The 20,998-nt window shown below is 51.1% G+C and carries 14 protein-coding genes; 6 read left to right on the top strand and 8 right to left on the bottom strand.

Translation table 11 applies throughout. The features are described 5' to 3' along the window. Positions 1–155 precede the first annotated feature (155 nt). The 6 genes from IEY24_RS07075 (at position 156) to IEY24_RS07100 (ending at position 8,429) form a co-directional block, all read left to right on the top strand. Positions 156–2,591 (top strand): ABC transporter permease, encoded by a 2,436-nt coding sequence (locus IEY24_RS07075; protein WP_188930010.1) that lies wholly within the window; start codon positions 156–158, stop codon positions 2,589–2,591. Between the two features lie 114 nt (positions 2,592–2,705). Next, a complete protein-coding gene (locus IEY24_RS07080; RefSeq protein ID WP_188930012.1) occupies positions 2,706–3,824 on the top strand; it encodes a hypothetical protein in 1,119 nt (372 codons plus the stop codon). Positions 3,825–5,355: 1,531 nt separating this feature from the next. Beyond that, a complete protein-coding gene (locus IEY24_RS07085) occupies positions 5,356–5,880 on the top strand; it encodes an RNA polymerase sigma factor (protein ID WP_188932230.1) in 525 nt (174 codons plus the stop codon). Further along, positions 5,867–6,709 (top strand): HEAT repeat domain-containing protein, encoded by an 843-nt coding sequence (locus IEY24_RS07090; RefSeq protein WP_188930014.1) that lies wholly within the window; start codon positions 5,867–5,869, stop codon positions 6,707–6,709. Before IEY24_RS07085 ends, IEY24_RS07090 begins: the two co-directional genes overlap by 14 nt. A gap of 21 nt (positions 6,710–6,730) precedes the next feature. Beyond that, positions 6,731–7,597, top strand: coding sequence for a DUF4097 family beta strand repeat-containing protein (locus IEY24_RS07095; RefSeq protein WP_188930016.1), 867 nt, complete (start codon positions 6,731–6,733; stop codon positions 7,595–7,597). Between the two features lie 4 nt (positions 7,598–7,601). Beyond that, on the top strand, positions 7,602–8,429 hold the full coding sequence (locus tag IEY24_RS07100) for a DUF4097 family beta strand repeat-containing protein (RefSeq protein ID WP_188930018.1): 828 nt from the start codon (positions 7,602–7,604) through the stop codon (positions 8,427–8,429). Positions 8,430–8,519: 90 nt separating this feature from the next. On the opposite strand, the gene IEY24_RS07105 is transcribed toward IEY24_RS07100, so the two are convergent. The 8 genes from IEY24_RS07105 to IEY24_RS07140 all read right to left on the bottom strand — a co-directional run bounded on the left by IEY24_RS07105 (position 8,520) and on the right by IEY24_RS07140 (position 20,982). Beyond that, positions 8,520–8,954: a MarR family winged helix-turn-helix transcriptional regulator gene (locus IEY24_RS07105; protein ID WP_188930020.1), complete on the bottom strand. Its 435-nt coding sequence runs from the start codon at positions 8,952–8,954 to the stop codon at positions 8,520–8,522. A gap of 273 nt (positions 8,955–9,227) precedes the next feature. Next, positions 9,228–9,995, bottom strand: a complete 768-nt coding sequence (locus tag IEY24_RS07110; RefSeq protein WP_188930022.1) for a hypothetical protein — start codon at positions 9,993–9,995, stop codon at positions 9,228–9,230. An 86-nt stretch (positions 9,996–10,081) separates the two neighbouring features. Then, positions 10,082–12,025, bottom strand: a complete 1,944-nt coding sequence (locus tag IEY24_RS07115) for a response regulator (protein ID WP_188930024.1) — start codon at positions 12,023–12,025, stop codon at positions 10,082–10,084. Between the two features lie 17 nt (positions 12,026–12,042). Next, positions 12,043–12,627 (bottom strand): chemotaxis protein CheB, encoded by a 585-nt coding sequence (locus tag IEY24_RS07120; RefSeq protein WP_188930026.1) that lies wholly within the window; start codon positions 12,625–12,627, stop codon positions 12,043–12,045. Continuing rightward, a complete protein-coding gene (locus tag IEY24_RS07125; RefSeq protein ID WP_188930028.1) occupies positions 12,624–13,439 on the bottom strand; it encodes a CheR family methyltransferase in 816 nt (271 codons plus the stop codon). The genes IEY24_RS07120 and IEY24_RS07125 overlap by 4 nt, the downstream gene beginning before the upstream one ends. 4 nt (positions 13,440–13,443) lie before the next feature. Beyond that, positions 13,444–16,869, bottom strand: a complete 3,426-nt coding sequence (locus IEY24_RS07130; RefSeq protein ID WP_188930030.1) for a response regulator — start codon at positions 16,867–16,869, stop codon at positions 13,444–13,446. A gap of 139 nt (positions 16,870–17,008) precedes the next feature. After that, a complete protein-coding gene (locus tag IEY24_RS07135) occupies positions 17,009–20,359 on the bottom strand; it encodes a UvrD-helicase domain-containing protein (protein WP_188930032.1) in 3,351 nt (1,116 codons plus the stop codon). A 101-nt stretch (positions 20,360–20,460) separates the two neighbouring features. After that, entirely contained in the window at positions 20,461–20,982 is a 522-nt protein-coding gene (locus tag IEY24_RS07140) for a hypothetical protein (protein ID WP_188930034.1), read from the bottom strand. Positions 20,983–20,998: the final 16 nt, after the last annotated feature.

Raw genomic sequence — 20,998 nt, forward strand, 5'->3', positions numbered from 1 at the left:
GAACGAGCTGTCTGTTTAGCTTAAACTCAAATAATTGTAAAACAGCAGGTTAAAGATTTGGCATATATTTTATACAATGTACTATGTAATACATTGTACCGTCTATTAGCCATGAAAATTGAATTTGCTTGCAAAACCCAGTCAGCACCATTCCTATGTTAAAGAACTATTTCAAAATTGCCTGGCGAAACCTGGTCCGCAACCGGGTTTTCTCTGCCATCAACATTGCCGGATTGGCCATTGGCCTGGCTTCGTGCATACTGATCAGCCTCTATGTGATCGACGAGCTGAGTTTCGACCGTTTCCATGAGAAGTCCGGCCGCATTGTGCGCACCACATTCAAAGGCACCATGCCGGGTGGGATCATCAACGAAGCGCACGCTATGCCTCCTACTGCCGCCGCATTGAAGGCCGATTATCCGGAGGTGCTTGAATCGACAAGGCTTCGACAAGGTGGAAAGCCACTGGTTTTGCTCAACAATCAGCTTTACAACGATGAAAAACTAGCGTTCGTCGACTCCAATTTCTTCTCGGTGTTCACCTTGCCTTTCATTACGGGAAGTCCTAAAACCGCATTGCTTGAACCGAATACCATCATTTTATCCGAAACTGCTGCCCGTAAATACTTCGGCAAAACGGATGTTGTCGGCAAAATCATCACTTTAAAAGACTGGAATAAGACCCTACGCGTGACAGGAGTGATGAAAGACATCCCTTCCAATTCACATTTCCGTTTCGACCTGCTGGGCTCGATGGCTACGCTGGACGAAGCAAAATCCAATTCCTGGATGACGTCCGAGTTTTTCACCTATCTGGTTTTGCCGGGAGGTTACGACTACAAAAAGTTGGAGGCCAAACTGCCTGCAACGGTCGATAAATACATTAGTCCGCAGCTGAAACAGTCGATGGGCGTCACCACAGCGGAATTCCGCAAACAGGGCAACAATCTGGAACTCCGCCTGCAACCTCTGACCGACATCCATTTACATTCGGATTTTCAGTATGACCTCGACGCGAACGGCGACATTACCTATGTTTACATTTTCGGCGCCGTAGCCGTAATGATGCTCCTTATTGCCTGCATCAACTTCATGAACCTCTCGACCGCCGGCTCGTCCAAGCGCGCACGGGAGGTAGGCGTACGCAAGGTGATGGGCTCCGAAAAAAGTGAACTCGTAGGCCAGTTTCTCACTGAATCTATTTTGCTGACGTCGCTGGCGCTGGTGCTGGCAATCCTGCTTACCATTATCGCGTTGCCTGTTTTCAATGAGCTATCGGGTAAAAACCTGGCGCTGCAATGGGACGCCGTTCCGCGTCTGCTACCAGCATTAATCGGTTTTGGACTGTTTGTCGGCATTTTCGCGGGGAGTTACCCGGCATTTTTCCTGTCGTCGTTCAAGCCTATCACCGTGCTGAAAGGCGGGTCATCGGTCATCAAGTTCTCATCCTCGGGCAAAAGCTTCAATCTGCGCAGCGGACTGGTTGTGTTTCAGTTCTTTATGTCTATCATCCTGATTGTTGGCACCATGGTTGTTTACCAGCAATTGCAGTTTATCCGCAACAAAAAGCTGGGTTATAACAAAGATCAGGTGATCGTGATCCCTGCCTGGTCGTTGGGCAAAAACATGGAGGCATTTCGTGAAGGATTGTTACACGACTCGCGCGTTGCGAACGTAAGCCTTTCGGGATATGTGCCTGCGGGACCTTCCGACAGCAACAATTTCACAGTCAACCCCGACGGCAAAATTGACCAGATGGTAAAAACCCTCCGCTATGATGTCGATTACAGCTACATCGCAACGCTGGGTATGGAGATGGCCCGCGGCCGTAATTTTTCGAAAGCATATGGCACAGACTCCACCGCTATCATCATCAACGAAACGACAGTCAAAACATTCGGCTGGACGCCGGAGAATGCCATGGACAGGATCATTACCCGCAACGACAACCAGGGAAATAAAGCAACCTATCATGTGATCGGCGTTGTGAAAGACTTCCATTTCAGGTCAATGCACGAGCAAATAGGACCGCTGGTTATGACCCTCAACAATGGCTCGGGCTGGATGATGGTCAAAACCCGCAGCGCGGAGGTTTCCGGATTACTGGCTTCAATGAAGAAAAACTGGGACGGTTTCCGCCCTGATATGCCGTTTAGCTATACATTCCTTGACGAACGTTTCAATGAAACTTACAAGGCCGAGCAAAAGACTGGCCAAATTCTGGGCACATTCGCGGGGCTCACCATTTTTGTGGCTTGCCTCGGCTTATTCGGGCTGGCTACTTTTACGGCCGAGCAGCGTACCAAGGAAATCGGCGTGCGCAAAGTTCTGGGCGCTTCCGTGGCGGGCATTATCGCATTGCTTTCCAGGGATTTTCTGAAACTGGTGATAGTTGCATTGCTTATAGCCACGCCCGCCGCCTGGTGGCTGATGGACCGCTGGTTGCAGGAATTTGCCTATAAAATCGATGTTACCTGGTGGATGTTCGCATTAGCGGGCGCATTGTCGGTGCTGGTGGCACTGTGTACGATTTCTTACCAGTCTGTCAAAGCGGCATTGATGAACCCAGTGGAATCCCTTCGTTCGGAATAGCCGATAGATCGAAATAAACTATTTGAAAAATAAATAGTTATTACATTAGAATCCGGGTCGTATGCGCATTGGCATCCGGCCCGGGTTTTTCTTTTGATCCAAACCATTGCCCCGATGGAACCTACGATCCGTTGCAAAATCACCCGGCATATTCATGTTTTTCAACCGGGTAATATCGTCGAAGTAAGGCGACACATTTTAGAAAAGTCTGAAAGCCAGCCGGAATCAGGGTATTTTGTTCCTGATATCGGTGATGGCACCCCGGGTATTATCCCTTTGGGCGCTGCCGAGCCGCTTACCGAAACGCCCGCCGGGGAAGAGGCCTACTACGGCAAATGCGTGTTGACAAGCGTTTCGAATCTCTGGCAGGGTTCCGGCGACAAAACCGGCGAAGGACAGACAGGCAGCGTGGGGCCTGAAAAAGTGCGGGTTATCCATTATCCCGACTGCCAGCAACTCGTCTTTCACATGCCCCAATACGCCTGGGACGCGGGCACATTCCGCCTCACGAATACATGCTCGCAGGAAGTGATCGAAGAAAAGCCCGTGCGTGAGCGTCTCAACGGCGGCACCATGATTTTGACCAACACATTACCCTACCCGCCCGGCTTCTACACCATTGACGCCAGCTGGCCCGACGGCTGGACACACCGCATACAGTTCATCAAGTTCACGGAAGGCTTTCCCAAAGCGCCGTACGAGAATGCACCCGCAAACATTTTCCGTGCCATCCGTAACGAGGAAGTACATCTCCTGCCACTGAGGGAACCCGAAGTTCCTAAAAGACCGACGGTGTCGGACATCAAAAAGCCCGCGCCTTATCCCGGCTATTCTTCGCCGCCTTGCAGCCTGCACATGATACAGGATAGCGACGAACACCGGTTATTTGACTACAATGGCGTGGAACTGGATTCGGGGATTAATATGGAAAAATTCAAAAAGGACCTGATCAGCCGTTTCGTGCCTGTATTGGAATATAGCCAGGAAGGGCGGGGCGGCAGTATTTATTACAAAGAAGGCGACATTAATATTGAGTTCGGATGGGAATTCGGCGGAGGCAATGCGGTGGTAATTCTTTATATCCCTGAAACAAAATATTGGGAAGCACAGACCGGGACGCCACTTTCCCGGCGCGATGAGATCCTTAAATTCCTCTGCGAGCAGGTGATCCGCGACCAGGCACCAGGCTGTAAGTACAAGATTTACGATAATTCGATCAGCATTCTGCGGTAAGTTTAATGTGGTTGACAGCGAGATGTCTCCAAATACCCGCTGACAACCTAGATGATACTTTGGCTAAAGCCGGACTCGACTGGTCTGCCTGGCCCGAGGCTGAAGCCTCGGGTTAAGTGGATGCTGCGCTCCACGATCCAGGTCCTGCGACACACGACACAGGTGCCCTGGTGCAGGTGATCTAGCCCCCGAACTGGGGCGCCATGAGGTCAATCAACATTTCTGACCAGCCCCCCCGGTCTTCAGACCGGGGCCCACCGCAGACGGTTCAGTAAAGGTGATCTCCCTAAGAACCAAGGTAGTAGGCCATGATCACATCCCACCAGACCCCAGGCCTTCAGACTTGGGCCCACCACAGACGATCCATCTCAGGTGATCTCCCCGCGAAGCTAGATAGTAGGCCATGATCACATCCCACCAGACCCAAGGTCTTCAGACCTGGGCTCACCACAGACGATCCAGCGCGGGTGATCTCCCCCGCGAAGCTAGGTAGTAGGCCATGATCACATCCCACCAGACCCAAGGTCTTCAGACTGGGCCCACCACAGACGATCCAGCGCAGGTGATCTCCCCGCGAAGCTAGGTAGTAGGCCAGGATCATATCCCACCAGACCCCAGGTCTTCAGGCTTGGGCCCACCACAGACGATCCAGCGCAGGTGATCTCCCCGCGAAGCTAGGTAGTAGGCCAGGATCATATCCCACCAGACCCCAGGTCTTCAGGCTTGGGCCCACCACAGACGATCCAGCGCAGGTGATCTCCCCGCGAAGCTAGGTAGTAGGCCATGATCACATCCCGCCACAACCCAGGTCTTCAGACCTGGGGCCAGCGCCCGTCAACATCATCTCGTATCCGGGGTGAGCGATACACTCCCCAATCGGCTTTAGCCTAAGCATTCTCCCCACGCGATCCCCATCTTGAGCCAGCTACAAAAAATTTTTCAACTTTTTTCTTAAATTCCTGTAACCTTTCCCATTCTCCGGAGTTACCACATCAAAATCACGAAAACAAAGCGCGAAGCCTTGAATACCCTAACCGACAANTAGGTGATCTCCCCGCGAAGCTAGGTAGTAGGCCATGATCACATCCCGTCACAACCCGGGTCTTCAGACCTGGGCCCACCACAGACGATCCAGCGCAGGTGATCTCCCCGCGAAGCTAGGTAGTAGGCCATGATCACATCCCACCAGACCCCAGGTCTTCAGACTTGGGCCCACCGCAGACGATCCAGCGCAGGTGATCTCCCCGCGAAGCTAGGTATTAGGCCATGATCACATCCCGCCACAACCCAGGTCTTCAGACCTGGGGCCAGCGCCCGTCAACATCATCTCGTATCCGGGGTGAGCGATACACTCCCCAATCGGCTTTAGCCTAAGCATTCTCCCCACGCGATCCCCATCTTGAGCCAGCTACAAAAAATTTTTCAACTTTTTTCTTAAATTCCTGTAACCTTTCCCATTCTCCGGAGTTACCACATCAAAATCACGAAAACAAAGCGCGAAGCCTTGAATACCCTAACCGACAATTCGCTGATGCTCCGGGTGAAAACCGGCGACCTGGATAAGATGGGCTTGCTCTTCGAACGGTACAACCGGCCGCTGTTCGGTTTTTTTTACCACATGACGCACAAGGCCGATCTCAGCGAGGACCTCGTCCAGAATGTGTTTTACAGGATGCTCAAATACCGGCACACATTTGCGGGTGACGGGGAGTTCAGAACCTGGATGTACCACCTGGCCAGGAATGTGCTCAATGATTCGGTGAAGCAAAACAGGTCGTTCAATTTCTACGACGTGAACGAGGTAGCCGACAGGCTCGAAGGCGGAATGCTCGCCGATGAAAGCCTTGAAAGGCAGCAGGACAAGGATTTTTTGCACGAAGCCATGGGTGCATTAAGCCCCGAGTACCGCGAAGTACTGATTTTGAGCAGGTTCCAGGAAATGAAATACGACGAGATCGCCAAAGTACTGAATATCAATGAAGGAACGGTGAAGGTGCGGGTCCACAGGGCATTGGGGGAATTGAAGAAAAGGTTTTTTACAAATGAAAGACGATAAGCAAATGAACTGCGAATATACCAAAGGCAAACTGACCGAATGGCTCAACAATAACCTCGAGAAAAGCGAGCAGATGGAAATAAACCGGCACCTCGCCGAATGCGTGAGCTGCCAGGAAGAGTTCACTGCCGATAAGCAGATCTGGGACGGTATGGCGAAAATCCGGATTCCTGAACCCAAGGAGGCGTTGCGGACCAATTTCTACACCATGCTCGACGAGTTCAAAGAGGCAGAAAAAGCGGCGGCGCGGTTCTCGTTCCAGAGCATGATGGAAAGTATCCGGGAGTTTGTGTTGCCGCAATGGACGGTCCAGGTTGGTTTCAGCCTGCTGCTCGTGGGCTTAGGCTGGGTGATCGGCAACCGGACGAGCCGCAGCAGCAAAATGGATGCTACCGCCTATCAGCAACGGATAGAGGCACTGGCCGGGCAAGTGCAGGATATGAAAAGCACGATGATGCTGTCGCTGCTTGAAAATCCTTCGGCCACAGAGCGGCTTCGCGCGGTGGGTTACACAAGTGAGATCACCCATGCCGACGATCGCGTCTTAGAGGCGCTGTTTGCCACCTTAAACAACGATCCTAACGTAAATGTACGGCTTGTTACACTGGAAGCACTCACGCAATATGCAGGTGACGCATCGGTGCGGGAGGAATTGGTAAAATCGCTTGCATTGCAGGATTCGCCGATGGTACAGGTGGCACTGGCCGATGTAATGGTTAAATTACAGGAGAAACGTTCCGTAAAAGCATTGAAAACGTTGCTTCAAAAAGAAGACCTGAACGACCTGGTGAAGGTGAAAATCGAACAGACAATCAAAGACCTTTCATAAACTTTAAATCATCTATTAGCCATGAAGTATTTTGCAATCCCCCTGCTGGCGGGAGCAGTGCTCTGCTGTACCCAGGCCCCGGCACAAAAGCTGGAACACAAGGAGCACGTCAGCAAAGAGTTTTCCATCACCTCCGGGCAGGCCGCCAAGAATGTGCTGGCGATTTACAACATCAACGGGTCCATCAAAGTTGAAGGCTACAATGGTGACAAAGTGGTGCTGGAAATCGATAAAAAGATCAGCGCCAAAACACAGGATTATCTCGATCAGGGAAAGGCCGAGTTCAAACTCGAAATCGAACAAGATGCCGACAGTATTATCGCCTACATCGCCAACCCGTTCGATTCCCGGCCTAACCGCAACCGACGCAACTGGGACGGACCGAAAATTCATTACGATTTCGAACTGGATTTTACGGTAAAAGTCCCCTACTCGCTCAATCTGCATGTTTCGACCGTCAATGGCGGCGACGTGAATGTGAATGATGTGACAGGCTCGCTGGGCGTGCGCAACGTGAATGGCGCCATTAAAGTCGTGAATGCCAAGGGAAAGGCGGACATGCATACGATCAACGGCAATGTGGAAGTCAATTACCTGACAGTCCCTCCCGGTGAATCGGATTTCAAAACGCTGAACGGCGACATCAAAATAGGCTACCCCGCCACGATGTCTGTCGACTGTCAGTTTAAAACATTCCACGGCGATTTTTATACCGATTTCCCCAATGTGGAAAAACTGCCTGTAAGAGTTGTCAAAAATGCTGAAAACCATGATAACAAAACCATTTACAAGCTTAGTACCGAAACGTTTATCCGTATCGGCAGCGGCGGCCCTACCTACAAATTCGAAACATTCAATGGCAATATCTATCTTAAAAAACAATCATAGCAAAATGAAAACCCCGCGCATTTTAGCCCTCGCAGCATTCACAGCGTTTACCGCAATTTCGGCGCCGTTGCTGGCCCAGGGCGATATGAAAGAACAATTGACAGTCCCTTTGAGCGACCCGGCCAAACCCGGAAAGCTGAAAGTACACCTGATCACCGGCTCCATCCGCGTGACCGGCTACAACGGGAACCAGGTAGTGATCGACGCCAGTACAAACCAGGATAAGCCCGAAAAGCCAAAAGTGAATGCGGAAGGCATGAAACGCATTTCCAAAAACGGAGCACTGGATATTTCGGCTACTGAGGAGAACAACATCGTGAATGTCAGCTCGAACCTTATCAATACCAAAATGGAGCTGAACATCAAAGTTCCCATGAAGTTCTCGCTCAATGTCGGTACTGTTAACGACGGCGACATTCTGATCGAAAATGTGGATGGTGTAATGGAGATCACGAATGTAAATGGCGACATACGCCTGACCAACATCTCAGGCTCGGCCGTTGCCAATACGGTGAACGGCCTGCTGAAAGTAAATTTCAAAACGGTGGAGGCCAAATCGCCCATGGCGTTTTCGACGCTCAATGGCAATGTGGATGTTACGCTTCCAGCCACGGCAAAATTCGACGTTAAACTCAAATCCGATCGCGGAGACATTTACAGCGATTTCGATGTTGACGTCGACAAATCGGTACCGCAGGCCACGCGCTCAGCCAAGGACGGCATGTACAAAGTGAGCATCGAAGACTGGGTGAAAGGCAAAGTCAATGGCGGCGGCAGCGAGATCATGATGAAGAACATGAACGGAAATATTTACCTCAGGAAAGCGAAATAACATTCCCTGACCCTTTGCCCACGCCTCTGGCAGATCGTCTGTCAGAGGCGTTTTTATTGGCCTGTGTGAAAATCCCAGGGCTATGCGCGGCTATTCTATTGTGGAGCCAAGCTCCGAGAGCATTTTCTGCAAATCGTCGAGCTTCCTGGTCTTCACCGAGGCCATAATCTGCTCCGTTGTTGCTTCCGCCGTGGCGATCGCTTCGAGGTAAATTTTCTTCCCGGCATTAGCCAGTTTCACATACGACACCCTTGCGTCACGGCTGTTCGCCTCTCTTTTTACATACCCCAGTTTCTCCAACGGCGACAACATCCGGGTGATCCCCGAGGCGGTCAAACCCACCTTCTCAGCCACATCGGTACGCCGCAATTTTTCGTCCGGCACATTCGCCAGATGGTGCAAAATCATGAATTCATTGAGGCTGATACCGTGATTTTGAAGCCTCGCATCGAAACGCTTCACCGTAATCGACTGGATGATAGTGAGGTTTAAAAACAGTTTCAGCTCCTGAGAAATAGTTGACATAAACTTGAAAAGTATTTGATTTACAGTTGATATATACTTGATTTATCAAGTATTATACAATAATAAATCATATCTAAGATATTGACAAACAATTGATTGACTATTTGTCAATTATAAACTTGTCAAATGCACTTTCGATTGAATATCAGATAAATGCAAGCGTATCTGCCGCTGACCCGGTCTTTGCCGCCGCGTACATACCCCGACCATCAACCCCACAAAAAAAGCCCGCAGCAAAAATGCCGCGGGCCGCAAATCCTGATAAAGACTGGTTTAATTAGCTCTTGCCAATTGCACTTCCAGACGGATGTCGACATTACGATCATTGCCGTTGTATCGCGAATTATAGCCGCCCGTACCAATGCCGACGCCCATGCCCCCGCCCATTCCGATACCGCCCCCAAGGCCGATGCCGATGCGCGGACTGAAACCGGAATTGGATGACGACTGTCCGTCGACTTTAATGCTGAGCCCCATCATTGCCGTCTCGCGGGCATTCACATTCATGAGCGCGAAAGGAATCGCGATCTGCTCGGTAAGTTCGCCGTTACGATCCATCGCGATGTGCGATTTGATGCTGCCATCCGGCCGCACGAGGTCAATCAGGTGCTGGCCTTCGCGGTCTTTCCAAACGGCCTCCTTATTGTAAGAATCGAGCAGCAAATCCAGTCCGAGGCTGTTGGGTAAATCAGTATCAATACGGCGCAATGCCTTGCGGTCTTCTTTCATCACAACAGGGAACGTCAGCGCGTAGCCCTCCTTCTTTTGCCCTTCGGGGCTGAATGCAATTTTAAGGCCGCTGCTCAATATATTCTGGATCGTGTTGGGATCTTTCGTTTTGAGCGTAATGTAGACGTACTGGTCGTCGTTGATGATTCCGTATCTGAGTCGCGACCGCTGATCCTGCTGGTCGGGTTTGATTTCATCCACATAGGAGAACGGGGCATTCCATTTGGAGGCGTAAGGCATCGTTTTGGAAGAACTGCAACCTCCCAGGGCTATTAACAGTAGCAATGACCAACTGTTTCTGATCGTTTTCATTTGTTGCTTTTAAAATTAGAATTACTCTTTCTACAACGAAATCCTGCAAATATTCATTACGAAAAGTTACTGCAAATCGTTGCACTTTAAACCTGGGACACGTTTGCGGGCATTAAGGTTGAAAGCAGCAAGTCTATTTTCTGATGCAATTTTTCGGGCTCGAACGGCTTCGAAAGCGTATCGTTCATACCTGCATCGAGTGCCTGGGAAACTTCCTCCGGCAACACGGTGGCCGAAAGCGAAAGGATCGGAGTGGTAACGCGCAGCTCTTCACGCGCGAAACGCGCAGCCTGAAAACCGTCCATTTCGGGCATGCGGGTATCCATAATGATCAGGTCGAACAGTTCTTCCCGAAGCTGGTCTACGGCCTCTTTTCCATTGCTGACGATCACAGCATTTAGTTGCCAGGCTTTCAGGTATTTTTTCAAAAGCAATGCATTGATCGGATTATCTTCCGCTACCAGCACCTTCTTACCCTCGAAAGATGGAAGGCTTTGAAATGAAACGACAGGCTTTTGCTCTCCCGACTTTTCGTTGGCGTCCTGGACGATCAATGTGAAGAAAAACTGGCTTCCCTGACGGAAACGGCTGTTCACTTCCAGCTCACTGCCCATGAGCCGCACGAGTTTCTGCGAAATGGTCAGTCCGAGGCCCGTGCCGCCATATTGATGCGAAGTGTTCTCGGAGGCTTGGCCGTATTCCGAAAAAATATTGGCCAGATGCTCGTCCGACATGCCGATTCCGGTGTCCTCCACCGCGAACCGTATCGAATGCCCGGCCGGCGTTTGGGCCAGGTGCTCCATTTTCAACGTCACACTACCGGTTTCAGTGAATTTCAGCGCATTACCGATAAGATTAAGCAAAATCTGATTCAGGCGCATGCCATCTACCGTTACGGATTCAGGGGTATTCTTACCGATTTCAAGCCGCAATTCCAGCTTTTTCTCGTCGGCTTTAAATTGCATCAGATCAATAATTTGCTTGCCGAGGACCCGGAGGTCAGTAGACGCCGGGATGATCGAGAACTTACCCTCGTCTATTTTGGATATATCAAGAATATCGTTCAGGATATTCAGTAGCGATCCCGACGATTGCCGGAGCATATTCACCAGCTCCGTCTGCGCTTCACTGAGTTCTGTCGCCGACAGCAGGTTCCCCAGACCTATGATGCCATTCAGAGGGGTCCGGATCTCGTGACTCATATTCGCCAGGAACGACTCCTTCGTTTTCCGCGCCTTTTCGGCCTGCGTTTGCGCATCAATAAGCGCCAATTCGTGCGCCTTACGCTTTTCCACGTCGTGGAGATTCACAAACAACAGCCGGTTTTTATACATAATCCTGAGTTCCAGCCAAACAGGCTGCCGCAGTCGGCCATAGAACTGATCTTCCACCACGATCGTCTCGCCACCTATAAAACTGCGCTTCACAAGCACATCACGCAGCGAGGATTTCAGGGGATCTACGAGCAGGTCCAGCATCGGCGTTTTAATCAGCGAAGCAGGCGAAATGCCCAGGATGGTCTCAACCGACGGATTAATAGACAGTATCGACCCGGTGTCCGGCTCTACGGTGGCGATAATATCCGGCGAATTCAGGACGATCGTCGCGTAATTTTCGAGCAGTTTGTTCTTATCGCGTATTTCGCGCTGGCTGCGCGCCAGTTTGATCAGCGAATCGACTTTTGCATTGGTAATATAGGGATCCAGCGGTTTGTAGAGGTAATCGATAGCCCCCGTTTTAAGCCCGCGCACTGCGTAAGTGGTTTCTTTGGAAATAGCCGTCACGAAAACAATCAGGATCTCGCGGGTCTTCGGGTTGGAAAAAAGCGTCTCGGCGAATTCGAAACCGTCCATACCGGGCATCTGAACATCCACCAGGGCAACGGCAATGTCATTCTCCCATACAATCCGCAGCGCCTCGTTGGGCGACGTGGTGGCGTAAATGTCAATGTCGTCGCGGTTCAGGATTGCTTTAAGCGAGATGAGGTTTTCCTCCCGGTCGTCCAGCAACAAAATCTTTGTATTTTCCATGGGTTATCGTTGAGTAGCTATTGAAGGATATTATTGATTATCGAAAAAGGGTTTCCATCGATCATTACCTGATGTTTTGAATAGATTGACAGGGCCTGTTCAGGCATTCTCGGTGACTCTGCTTCGGCCGGGTTCTGCACGTACGTCGGAAAGCCCTTTTCTGCCAACGCTTTCATTCCAGAGGCCCCGTCGGCGCTGGAACCCGAAAAGAGCATAGCCGCTTTCACGTGAATGCCCGAAACCGCGGCAGAAATAAAGGTAGCATCAATGGAAGGCCTGGAAAAGAAGTCTTTGTGTGTGCAATCGTAGTAGAACCGCCGGTCGGGGCCTATCAGCAAATGGTAATCCGGGTAGGCGAAATAAATGCAATTCGCCTCGATCGGATCCAGATGATACGGCTCGCTCATAGCTACATTGGTCTTGTTTTTAAATAATTCGGGTAAAACGGTGGTGCTGGATTTGCCGCGGTGCAATACGAAAATCAATGCGAAGGACAACGGTTTTTTGACCAGCCTGATCATTTCTTCGAAGATCGCAAAGCTGCCCGACGACCCGCCGATCAGCACTAAACTGAGAGAACCGTCTTCTTTCGCAATGCTCATCTGATCTTCTGGTAAATGTTCAACGTGCTATCGATCACTTTGAAGTTTTCTTCCAGACCCGAGTAGCGCAGCGTTTCGCGCTTTCCGAGGCAAAGAAAACCCAACATGCTGAGACTGTCATACAAAAGCCGGAATACTTTTTGCCGGAGTTCCAGGGTAAAGTAGATCATCACATTCCGGCAGCTCACAAACTGGAACTCGTTGAACACACCGTCGCCGGTGAGGTCGTGCATTGAAAAAACAATGTTACGACGCAATTCGGGCAATATGACCGCCTTATTGTACGCAACATGGTAGTAGTCCGACAGCGAATGTTTGCCACCGGCCGCCAGATAACTTTCCGAGAACGCCCGCACATTTCCGAGCGTGAATACCCCCTCGCGCGCGGCCGTAAGCGCCTTATTGCTCAGGTCCGTCGCGTATATGAGCGAGCGGCCCAGGAAACCGGCCTCTTTGAGAAAAATAGCCAGCGAATAGGCCTCCTCGCCCGATGCGCAACCCGCCACCCAGAAACGCAGAGTAGGATACGATTCGAGATAGGTAAATACCTCCGTGCTCACTTTCATAAAGAAGTCGGCGTCACGGAACATTTCCGAGTAGTTAACCGTCAGCTCCTGGATCAGGCCGTAGACGACGCTCCCGCCCTGTTCGATGTGCAGAAGCAGCTCGGGGAACTCCATTTTGTGGGTAGTCAGATACCTGCTGGCCCGCCGCAGCAACGACGGCCTCGCATAGCCCGAAAAGTCGAACCCGGATATTTCCCTGATCCGCGCGATGAGCACTTCCAATTGCGGATATTCTATCAATACCATTCCCCTAGGCGTGTAACCAGACCTTGATCAGCGAGAGCAGCTTATCAACATCCACAGGTTTTGAAATATAATCGTTGGCACCGGCTTCGAGGCATTGCTCACGGTCGCCCTGCATAGCTTTGGCGGTCACGGCAATAATGGGAATGTTGGACCATCTGGGCACCTGCCTGATCCGGCGCGTCGCTTCGATACCGTCCATTTCGGGCATCATCACATCCATCAATATCAGTTCTATCTCCGGATTGTCTTCCAGCTTATTAATAGCCTCTTTACCGTTCGTAGCGATTTCAATACTGAAACCGGCGTCTTCCAGCACGGCGCTCAATGCGAAGATATTGCGCATATCGTCGTCAGCGAGCAACAGTTTTTTTCCTGCAAAGTGCTGTTCTGCATTCACGACCGCATTGCTGAACGACTCCCCCGCTACCTCCGGCTCTTGCGTTCTGGGCTGGATCTTTTTGAGGAACAGTTTCACCTCGTCGAGCAACCGTTCGTTGGACTTTTTCGTTTTGATCACCACCGGGTGCGCATATTTCATCACACGTCCCAGATCAGCCTGCGTAAGGTCCTCTGCGGTATTCACCACCACAGGTAGTTCGTTCCATTGCGGGTTCTCTTTGATTTTGTCCAAAAGATCCAATCCGTTCATGTCCGCCAACCTTACATCGAGAATAATGCCGTCCACCCGGTCGGATTCGAGCATATGCAGCGCCTCGGCGGCCGAATAGGCGTATAGCACGAAAATATTATTGCCCGAGAGGAAATCGCCCAGGTATTTACTCTGGAAAGCATCGTCTTCAATAAGCAGGATGCGCTGCCGGTCCAGGTCTTTGCCTTGCAGTTTTAATGCCGTAAATATCTGCTGGGCCGACCGCTCGTCTACCGGTTTTTGCATGAAACCGATCGCGCCGTTTCTGACCATCTCATCATCGAAAAAATCGCCCGATGACACCGTGTGCACAGGGATCAGCCGCGTGCGCGTATCACTTTTCAACGCTTTCAAAACCTCTTCGCCCGGTATATCCGGCAAATGCATGTCCAGGATGATTGCAGTTGGGCTGAATGTGCTTACCATCTCCAGCGCCTCGCGACCATTTGCCGCAATTTGCACGGCAAAACCGCTGCCCTGCGCTTTCGCGGCCATATCCGCTGCGAAAACGGCATCGTCTTCGATGAGCAGCAGACGGCGCGCTTTGCCGTTCTCTGATGGCGACGGCCTGTAAGCAGGGCCTTCCGTTACAGCCGGTTCAACAACCACTTCCTGCCGATCGCCAGCCGGTTGCTCGTCCGATTCGGTCAGGTAAGGTATTTTTAATGTAAATACAGAGCCTTCTCCCGGAACACTCCTCAACGAGATCGACCCGCTGAAGAGGGCCGCAAGCTCGCGACTGATCGATAACCCCAGTCCGGTCCCCCCGAATTTGCGGCTTGTGGAACCATCGGCTTGCTGGAACGCTTCGAATATCGACGCCTGTTTATCGAGCGGTATCCCAATGCCGGTGTCCGCCACTTCGAAATGCAGCTGATCACCCTCTTTTGAAATCGTAAGGGAAACCTTGCCGGGCGCGGAGGTGAATTTGACTGCGTTGGAGATCAGGTTGCGCAGGATTTGCAAAAGACGGGTATGGTCTGTAAAAAGCATTTCAGGGCACGATCCGGCCTTGGTTATCTGCAATACAAGGCCTTTGTTCTCGGCCACTTTCTGGAAGGTGTTTTTAACCTCCGCGAGGACGGATTCCGCGCTGATTTGCTCATGAATCAGTTCGATCTTTCCGGCCTCCACCTTCGCCAGATCCAGAATATCGTTGATCAAGGTCAGCAGATCGTTCCCGGAATTATAAATTACCGAGGCATAACGCTGCTCTTCATCGTTCAATCTGGCCCCTTTATTTTCGCCCAGAATGCGTGACAAAATCAGGATGCTGTTCAGCGGCGTGCGCAATTCGTGGCTCATATTGGCCAAAAATTCACTTTTGAATCTTCCGCTCCTTTCCAGCTCGTCGGCCTTGTTCTGGATCTGGTCGCGCGCCTCCTCGATCGTCCGCTTCTGTTCTTCGAGCATGAATGCCTTTTCTTCCAGCTCGGTATTAATCTGCTTCAGTTCTTCCTGCTGGACGCGCAACTCTTCCTCCGAAACTTGTAACAGCGACGTTTGCCGCGTCAGTTCTTCGTTCGTTACGCGTAATTCCTCTTGCTGGCTTTCCAGTTCCTCCGCCTGCAACTGCGTTTTTTCGAGCAATTCACCGGCAATCTCACGCGCGCGGGCAGCCATAATGGCCACCGCCACGTTGTCCGAGATCATGTCGAGTAATTTGGTCGCTTTGGCCCCCGGCTCTTTTAAATAACCGATCTCGATAAGCGCCGCTGTTTGCCCTTCGAAAGCAATGTTTTTCAATAACACCACCCCCGGCGCCGAGCTCCCCGTAGCCGTTTTAACCTGCATATAGCCAGCGGAGACATCCAGCCGCTTCATATTCTCCTTCGACACAGCAAACTGCCCGAGTATCCCTTCTCCAAATGGTATAAACGAAGGCGCCGCTTCCGAAATACCATACGTAGCCGATCTTTCGAGCACCTCGCCCGAACGTGTCACGAGGTACATCGCCGATACATGAGATTCTGTTACTTCTGCCAGTTTGCTCAGCAATCTTTCTGATAGTTGGGTCAGTGTAGGTTCCCCGCGGACCGCGCTGGACACTTCCATAGCCGCGTTCAATATCCAGTTCTTCTCCTGGTCTTCCAGGCCCAGTTGCTCCAACCTTTTATTCGCCAACTGTGTAGCCTGCTCACTGGCAACCTGGGCCAGGTAAGTCTTGCGGATGAGGTAATAGAGTAAGAGGATCACGAGGAAAAACAGCGCCGAACCCATCACAATATACTGCTTGGCGCGCGCAGAGCTCATCGACGCAAGTTGCTCGCGTTCAGTCAGTAGCCCCTCCTCCACATTTTCGATGCGGCGAAAGCTGAATTCGATTTTTAGGGAAACATCCTTCCCCTGCAACACGATCCGCTGGATCGTATCGATACTGTACTTTTCCGTTTTCAGTATTTCGTATTGCCGACTCATTATCCCCACCCGGTTCTCGAGCAGAACGGACAGCGAGTCCACCCGGGCGCTTTGTGCCTTGTTGTCTTTCACGAGCTTACGCAATGTCCCGACGTCGTCCCAAATGTCGCGCGAAGCTTCCAGATAAACTGTTTCGAAGGTTTTATTGCCTGTGATCGCGAAACCACGGACATTCGCTTCTGCTGTCAGCAGACGGTTTTTAACGGCGGTAGAAACCCGCATTACCTCCCGTGTGTGATCCACCCAGGCGGTATTTTCCTGCTGGATCAGGATTGCATTGTAGGACACATAGCCTACTGCGAGCACTAATAGAATTGAAAATGAGATTCCAAGTAAAACCTGGCGCTGAAATGTGAGATGCATAAACGTTGAATAGCGCGTAGAACTAGTACTAAATGTCTATTTGGGGATTAATTGGAAAAATAATGCATTTTGGGCGCATTATGGCCCTTTTTGTTGGAATTTTAACCGCGTTCAATTTCAATTAGGTTAAATACTTCTACTATTCTACCCATTCCGTGAGTTCATCTTCCAGGGTGATCAGCACCCCTCTCGATTGCTTCCCGCTCTCTGTGAAGGTCCTTATCAGCTTCTTTAAATGCCTGCGAGGCTCGTCGGCGCTGTTCCCGCCTACGAACGACATGAAGATATACCCGCCGTCGGGCCGCTGAACGAGCCTGTCTATGTGCAGCATTTTACCTCCCGGAACCAATAGTTCTCTGTTGATTTGAATATGGTTTTCGTCTTGGTAAAGCGCTTGCAATGAAGGATCCTGCAAGAGCGAAAGTGTCAGGTCTTCAATCTCCCGGGTTTCCTTCCGGGTAAAAATCCCCTCGCCCACTAGCTTTTCCAACGCCTCGGGCAGATCCGAAATGGTTCTCAGCCTCGTTAGCAGGTACCGCATTTTTTGCAGCCTGTCGTGGCGCGGCTCGAACGTCTGCACGTCGAAAATACGGTCGGCCATCCGGCGCAGGCGCAGCGATTCTGTGCGGTCGTTGCTCAATATGTTGTTCAACACAAAAGGACTCGTCCCCCCGCTCACATGCGCATGTCTGAGCACTCCTGAGCCTTCCGCCGCCGGGTCGCCGGCCGCCGGCATGCCGGAAATCACATATTGGGAAATGGTCTCGTCCCAGGCAGGCGTGACGCCTTCCTGGTTCAGGTAGTCGCGCAGCCAGTGGTTGATCTGCTGTCCCGACTCCCAACGGCGTTCGCGCTTCGCCAGCACATAAAGCCGCTGTACAGGCCGCGTGAATGCGACGTAAAGCAGGTTCAGGTTCTCGATCAGCGTCCGCATCCGTTCTTCCCGGTACTGCTCGCCTACCACCGTATTTTCAAGCTCTTTCACCACGGAAACCATCGAGCTCCTCAGTTTGGCATTCGTATAATGGGGCTTATCTTCCAGCCGGATCTCTTGATAGTCAACCTCATCCATATCGACCCAAAGCCGGTCGAGGCGCGCATTGGGCGTCACTTTCCATTGGGCATAGGGAATGATCACCACTGGATATTCCAATCCTTTTGATTTGTGAATGGTAGTAATGCGGATTGCATCCGTGCCTTCGGGTACCGTAATCGAAAACTTGTATCTGGCTGATTCCCAATAGTTCAGAAAATCGCCGAGGTGATTACTCTTCCGGTTACCAAATTCCAGCACCACATCCAGGAAGCGGAACAGGTATTCGCTTTCGAGTTGTTGTTTGAAAAGGCCAAATTGCTGCATCAGCAATTCCGTGAGCTCAAACACCGACACCTGCCGCATTTTGAATGAGGTAATGCCAATATCCCATTTCCTGAAATATTCGAGGAAACTGTCGAGGCCTCGCGCTTCACAAAGCACCCTGATCTCCTCGTACTCATGCGGGGCCGGGTTCTGCCGGCGTATCACCTGGTGGAACAAATATGCCGCTTCGTATCGTGCAAGCCGGTGATCCGAACTGTGGAGCACCTTCATGAACGAGATAATGAAATGCACGGATCGCGAGTAGGCCAGCGACAATGCGTCGTCGGAAATGAGCGGGAAGCCGGCCTCCTTCAGCGTATTGGCCAGGGTGGTGGCTTCTTTTTTCTTTCTGCATAAAATGGCTATGTCCCGCCAGTGATAGCCTTCTTTCCGAAGCCCGCTCACAAGTTCGAACCCGCGCCGGGAGATCGGGTCCGAAGAGGATTCCCCGGCACCTTCTTCGGTGGCTTCATTCATCTCCAGAAACTCGATTTCCACATGGCCGCCTTCGCTCACGCCCTCGGGTATTTCCTGGCTGAAATGCTCGTCGTACACTTCGCGTATCAGCGGATATTCGTCGCCCAGCGAATCGGCGATGAATGCGAAAAACCGGTTGTTGAACTCGGTAACCTCCCGGAAGCTACGCCGATTGGTTTTGAGGTGATTGATATGCAGATAGTTGTCCAGTGCAAACAGCCGTTCTTCGTTGAACGGGCTATTCCCGAGAATGCTTCCCAGCCGCATTACCTGGTTTTGCGCCAGATGCAATATCAGATCCATATCCCCACCCCGGAAACGGTAGATCGATTGCTTCGCATCACCCACGATCAGATTGAAAAATCCGCTCGACAATGCATTCTCGATCAACGGCAGCAGGTTTGCGAATTGCAGCTTGGAAGTATCCTGAAACTCGTCGACCAGAATGTGGTTATATTTTTCTCCTAACCGCTCAAAAATAAACGGTACCGGTTCCCGCGCGACGATGTCGACGATCTTCCGGTTGAAATCAGAAATATGAACCTGGTTGTTCTGTTTGAGCAATGCGTCAAATTCTTTCCTGATTTCGCCCAGGAGCGACAGGTTGTAAATATGCCTGTCGAGCTGGTTGTAAAGGGTAATCTTCCCGGTTTCCACCGAGCGTATATTTTCAATCTGATGGAAATAGTTTTCCAAATCAATGCGGAGGCGTTCTATTTCGTCCCGGATCGGTGCCGGCGTTTTGGCACCATACCACACACCTTCTCCGATGGTTTTGTAAACGTAAGAATTGGGCTCCATCCAGAGTTTTTTACCTTCGGCGCGGTCTCTGAAATAGCCGTAAATGCCTCTGCCACTCTGGTGGAAGTCTTTTTCACTCAAATAGGTAGATTGAATGAGTTCAAATGCATTTTTCGCGTCCCTGGTCATCATTTCCTCCCGCCCACGTACGAAATCGCGCATTTGCTTACGCACAATAATCCAGTCCTCCATTTTCAGGTCCTCAACGCGCTTCATCTGCAAGTAACTCTGCTCGCTCAGCAAAGTACCCGCCGTGTCGCGGATCTGCATCGGCAATGCGCCCCAGTTTTTGCCTTCCTCGGCATTCTCACGGTAATATTTCTCGACAATATCGGTCAGTACCTCCTCGCCCTCCTGCCCGATCCTGGCCAGTAGCCTGTCCACCGCGTCGTCGAGCAGGTCGCCGTCGAGTTGTGTTTCAAATACAAACGGAATGCCCAGCTCGTCCGTAAAACTGCTGATGAGCCGCTGCGTGAACTTGTCGATCGTCATCACCGAGAAGTCGGAATAGCGGTGCAGGATTTGCCCGAAAACCATTTGCGCACGGGCGGCTATCAATTGGCATGCTCCCGTGAAAAGCCCTGTATCGTGTTCGGTATCAGGGTACATTTCTACTACCACGTCGCGCATCATCGGGTGCGGCTTCGTGTCGGTTTCGGTATATGCCGAGAATGTGCGGAGCATCAGCAGAATGCGGTCCTTCATTTCATTGGCCGCCGCATTGGTGAATGTCACAGCCAGAATATGCCTGAAATACAACTCCGAATTGGAATGCAGGGCTAGTTTGAGGTATTCTTTGGTGAGGGTGTAAGTTTTCCCCGACCCTGCCGATGAACTGTAAACTTTAAACACTTTGCGCCGGTAAATAGGTGAAGCGAGTCGAAACTGCGCATCAAATTAAACAAAAAAAGCAGGCGTAAACCTGCTTTTCGTATGCTTGAAAGAAGTATTTCTCAAAGATTGAAGCGGAGACCGGCCGAAATATTGGGACTGAAGAAGAAAGGCTTTCTCAACAGTTCCACGTACGTTCCTCCTTCCAGAAACACGGAAATACGGTTATCGGGAATGTAATATTCAAAACCACCCAACACCGAGCCGCCTAGGGTAAGGTTCTTTTCATAATCGCCGTTCAGTCGTTTCGGGTATGAACGGCGGTTGTTGATCTGCCCGCCAAGGCCATAATATACATGCACCGCTTCCGAGTTGAACAATGGCGTGTGCCATAAATAATGCATTTGGAGCGAAAGGCCGGTGTTTTTGTAAAGTCCGTTGTCGCCGCGGTACTTGCGGTCGTTGCCCAGAATGCCGCCATAAGTGCCGATTGTGACGTCGATGGCGTGGATGTTGTTGAAATACTTGCGGATGTTAACGCCGGTGGGTTCACCGAGTTTGAAACCTACCGCCCAGTTGTCGTATTGGGCGTGCGCCATTCCGAAGCAAAGTGCGCAAATAAAAGTTAAGGCTAATTTCTTCATAGTTAATTAAATCGGG

It is taken from the genome of Dyadobacter endophyticus, assembly GCF_014641595.1.
Lineage (GTDB): Bacteria > Bacteroidota > Bacteroidia > Cytophagales > Spirosomataceae > Dyadobacter > Dyadobacter endophyticus.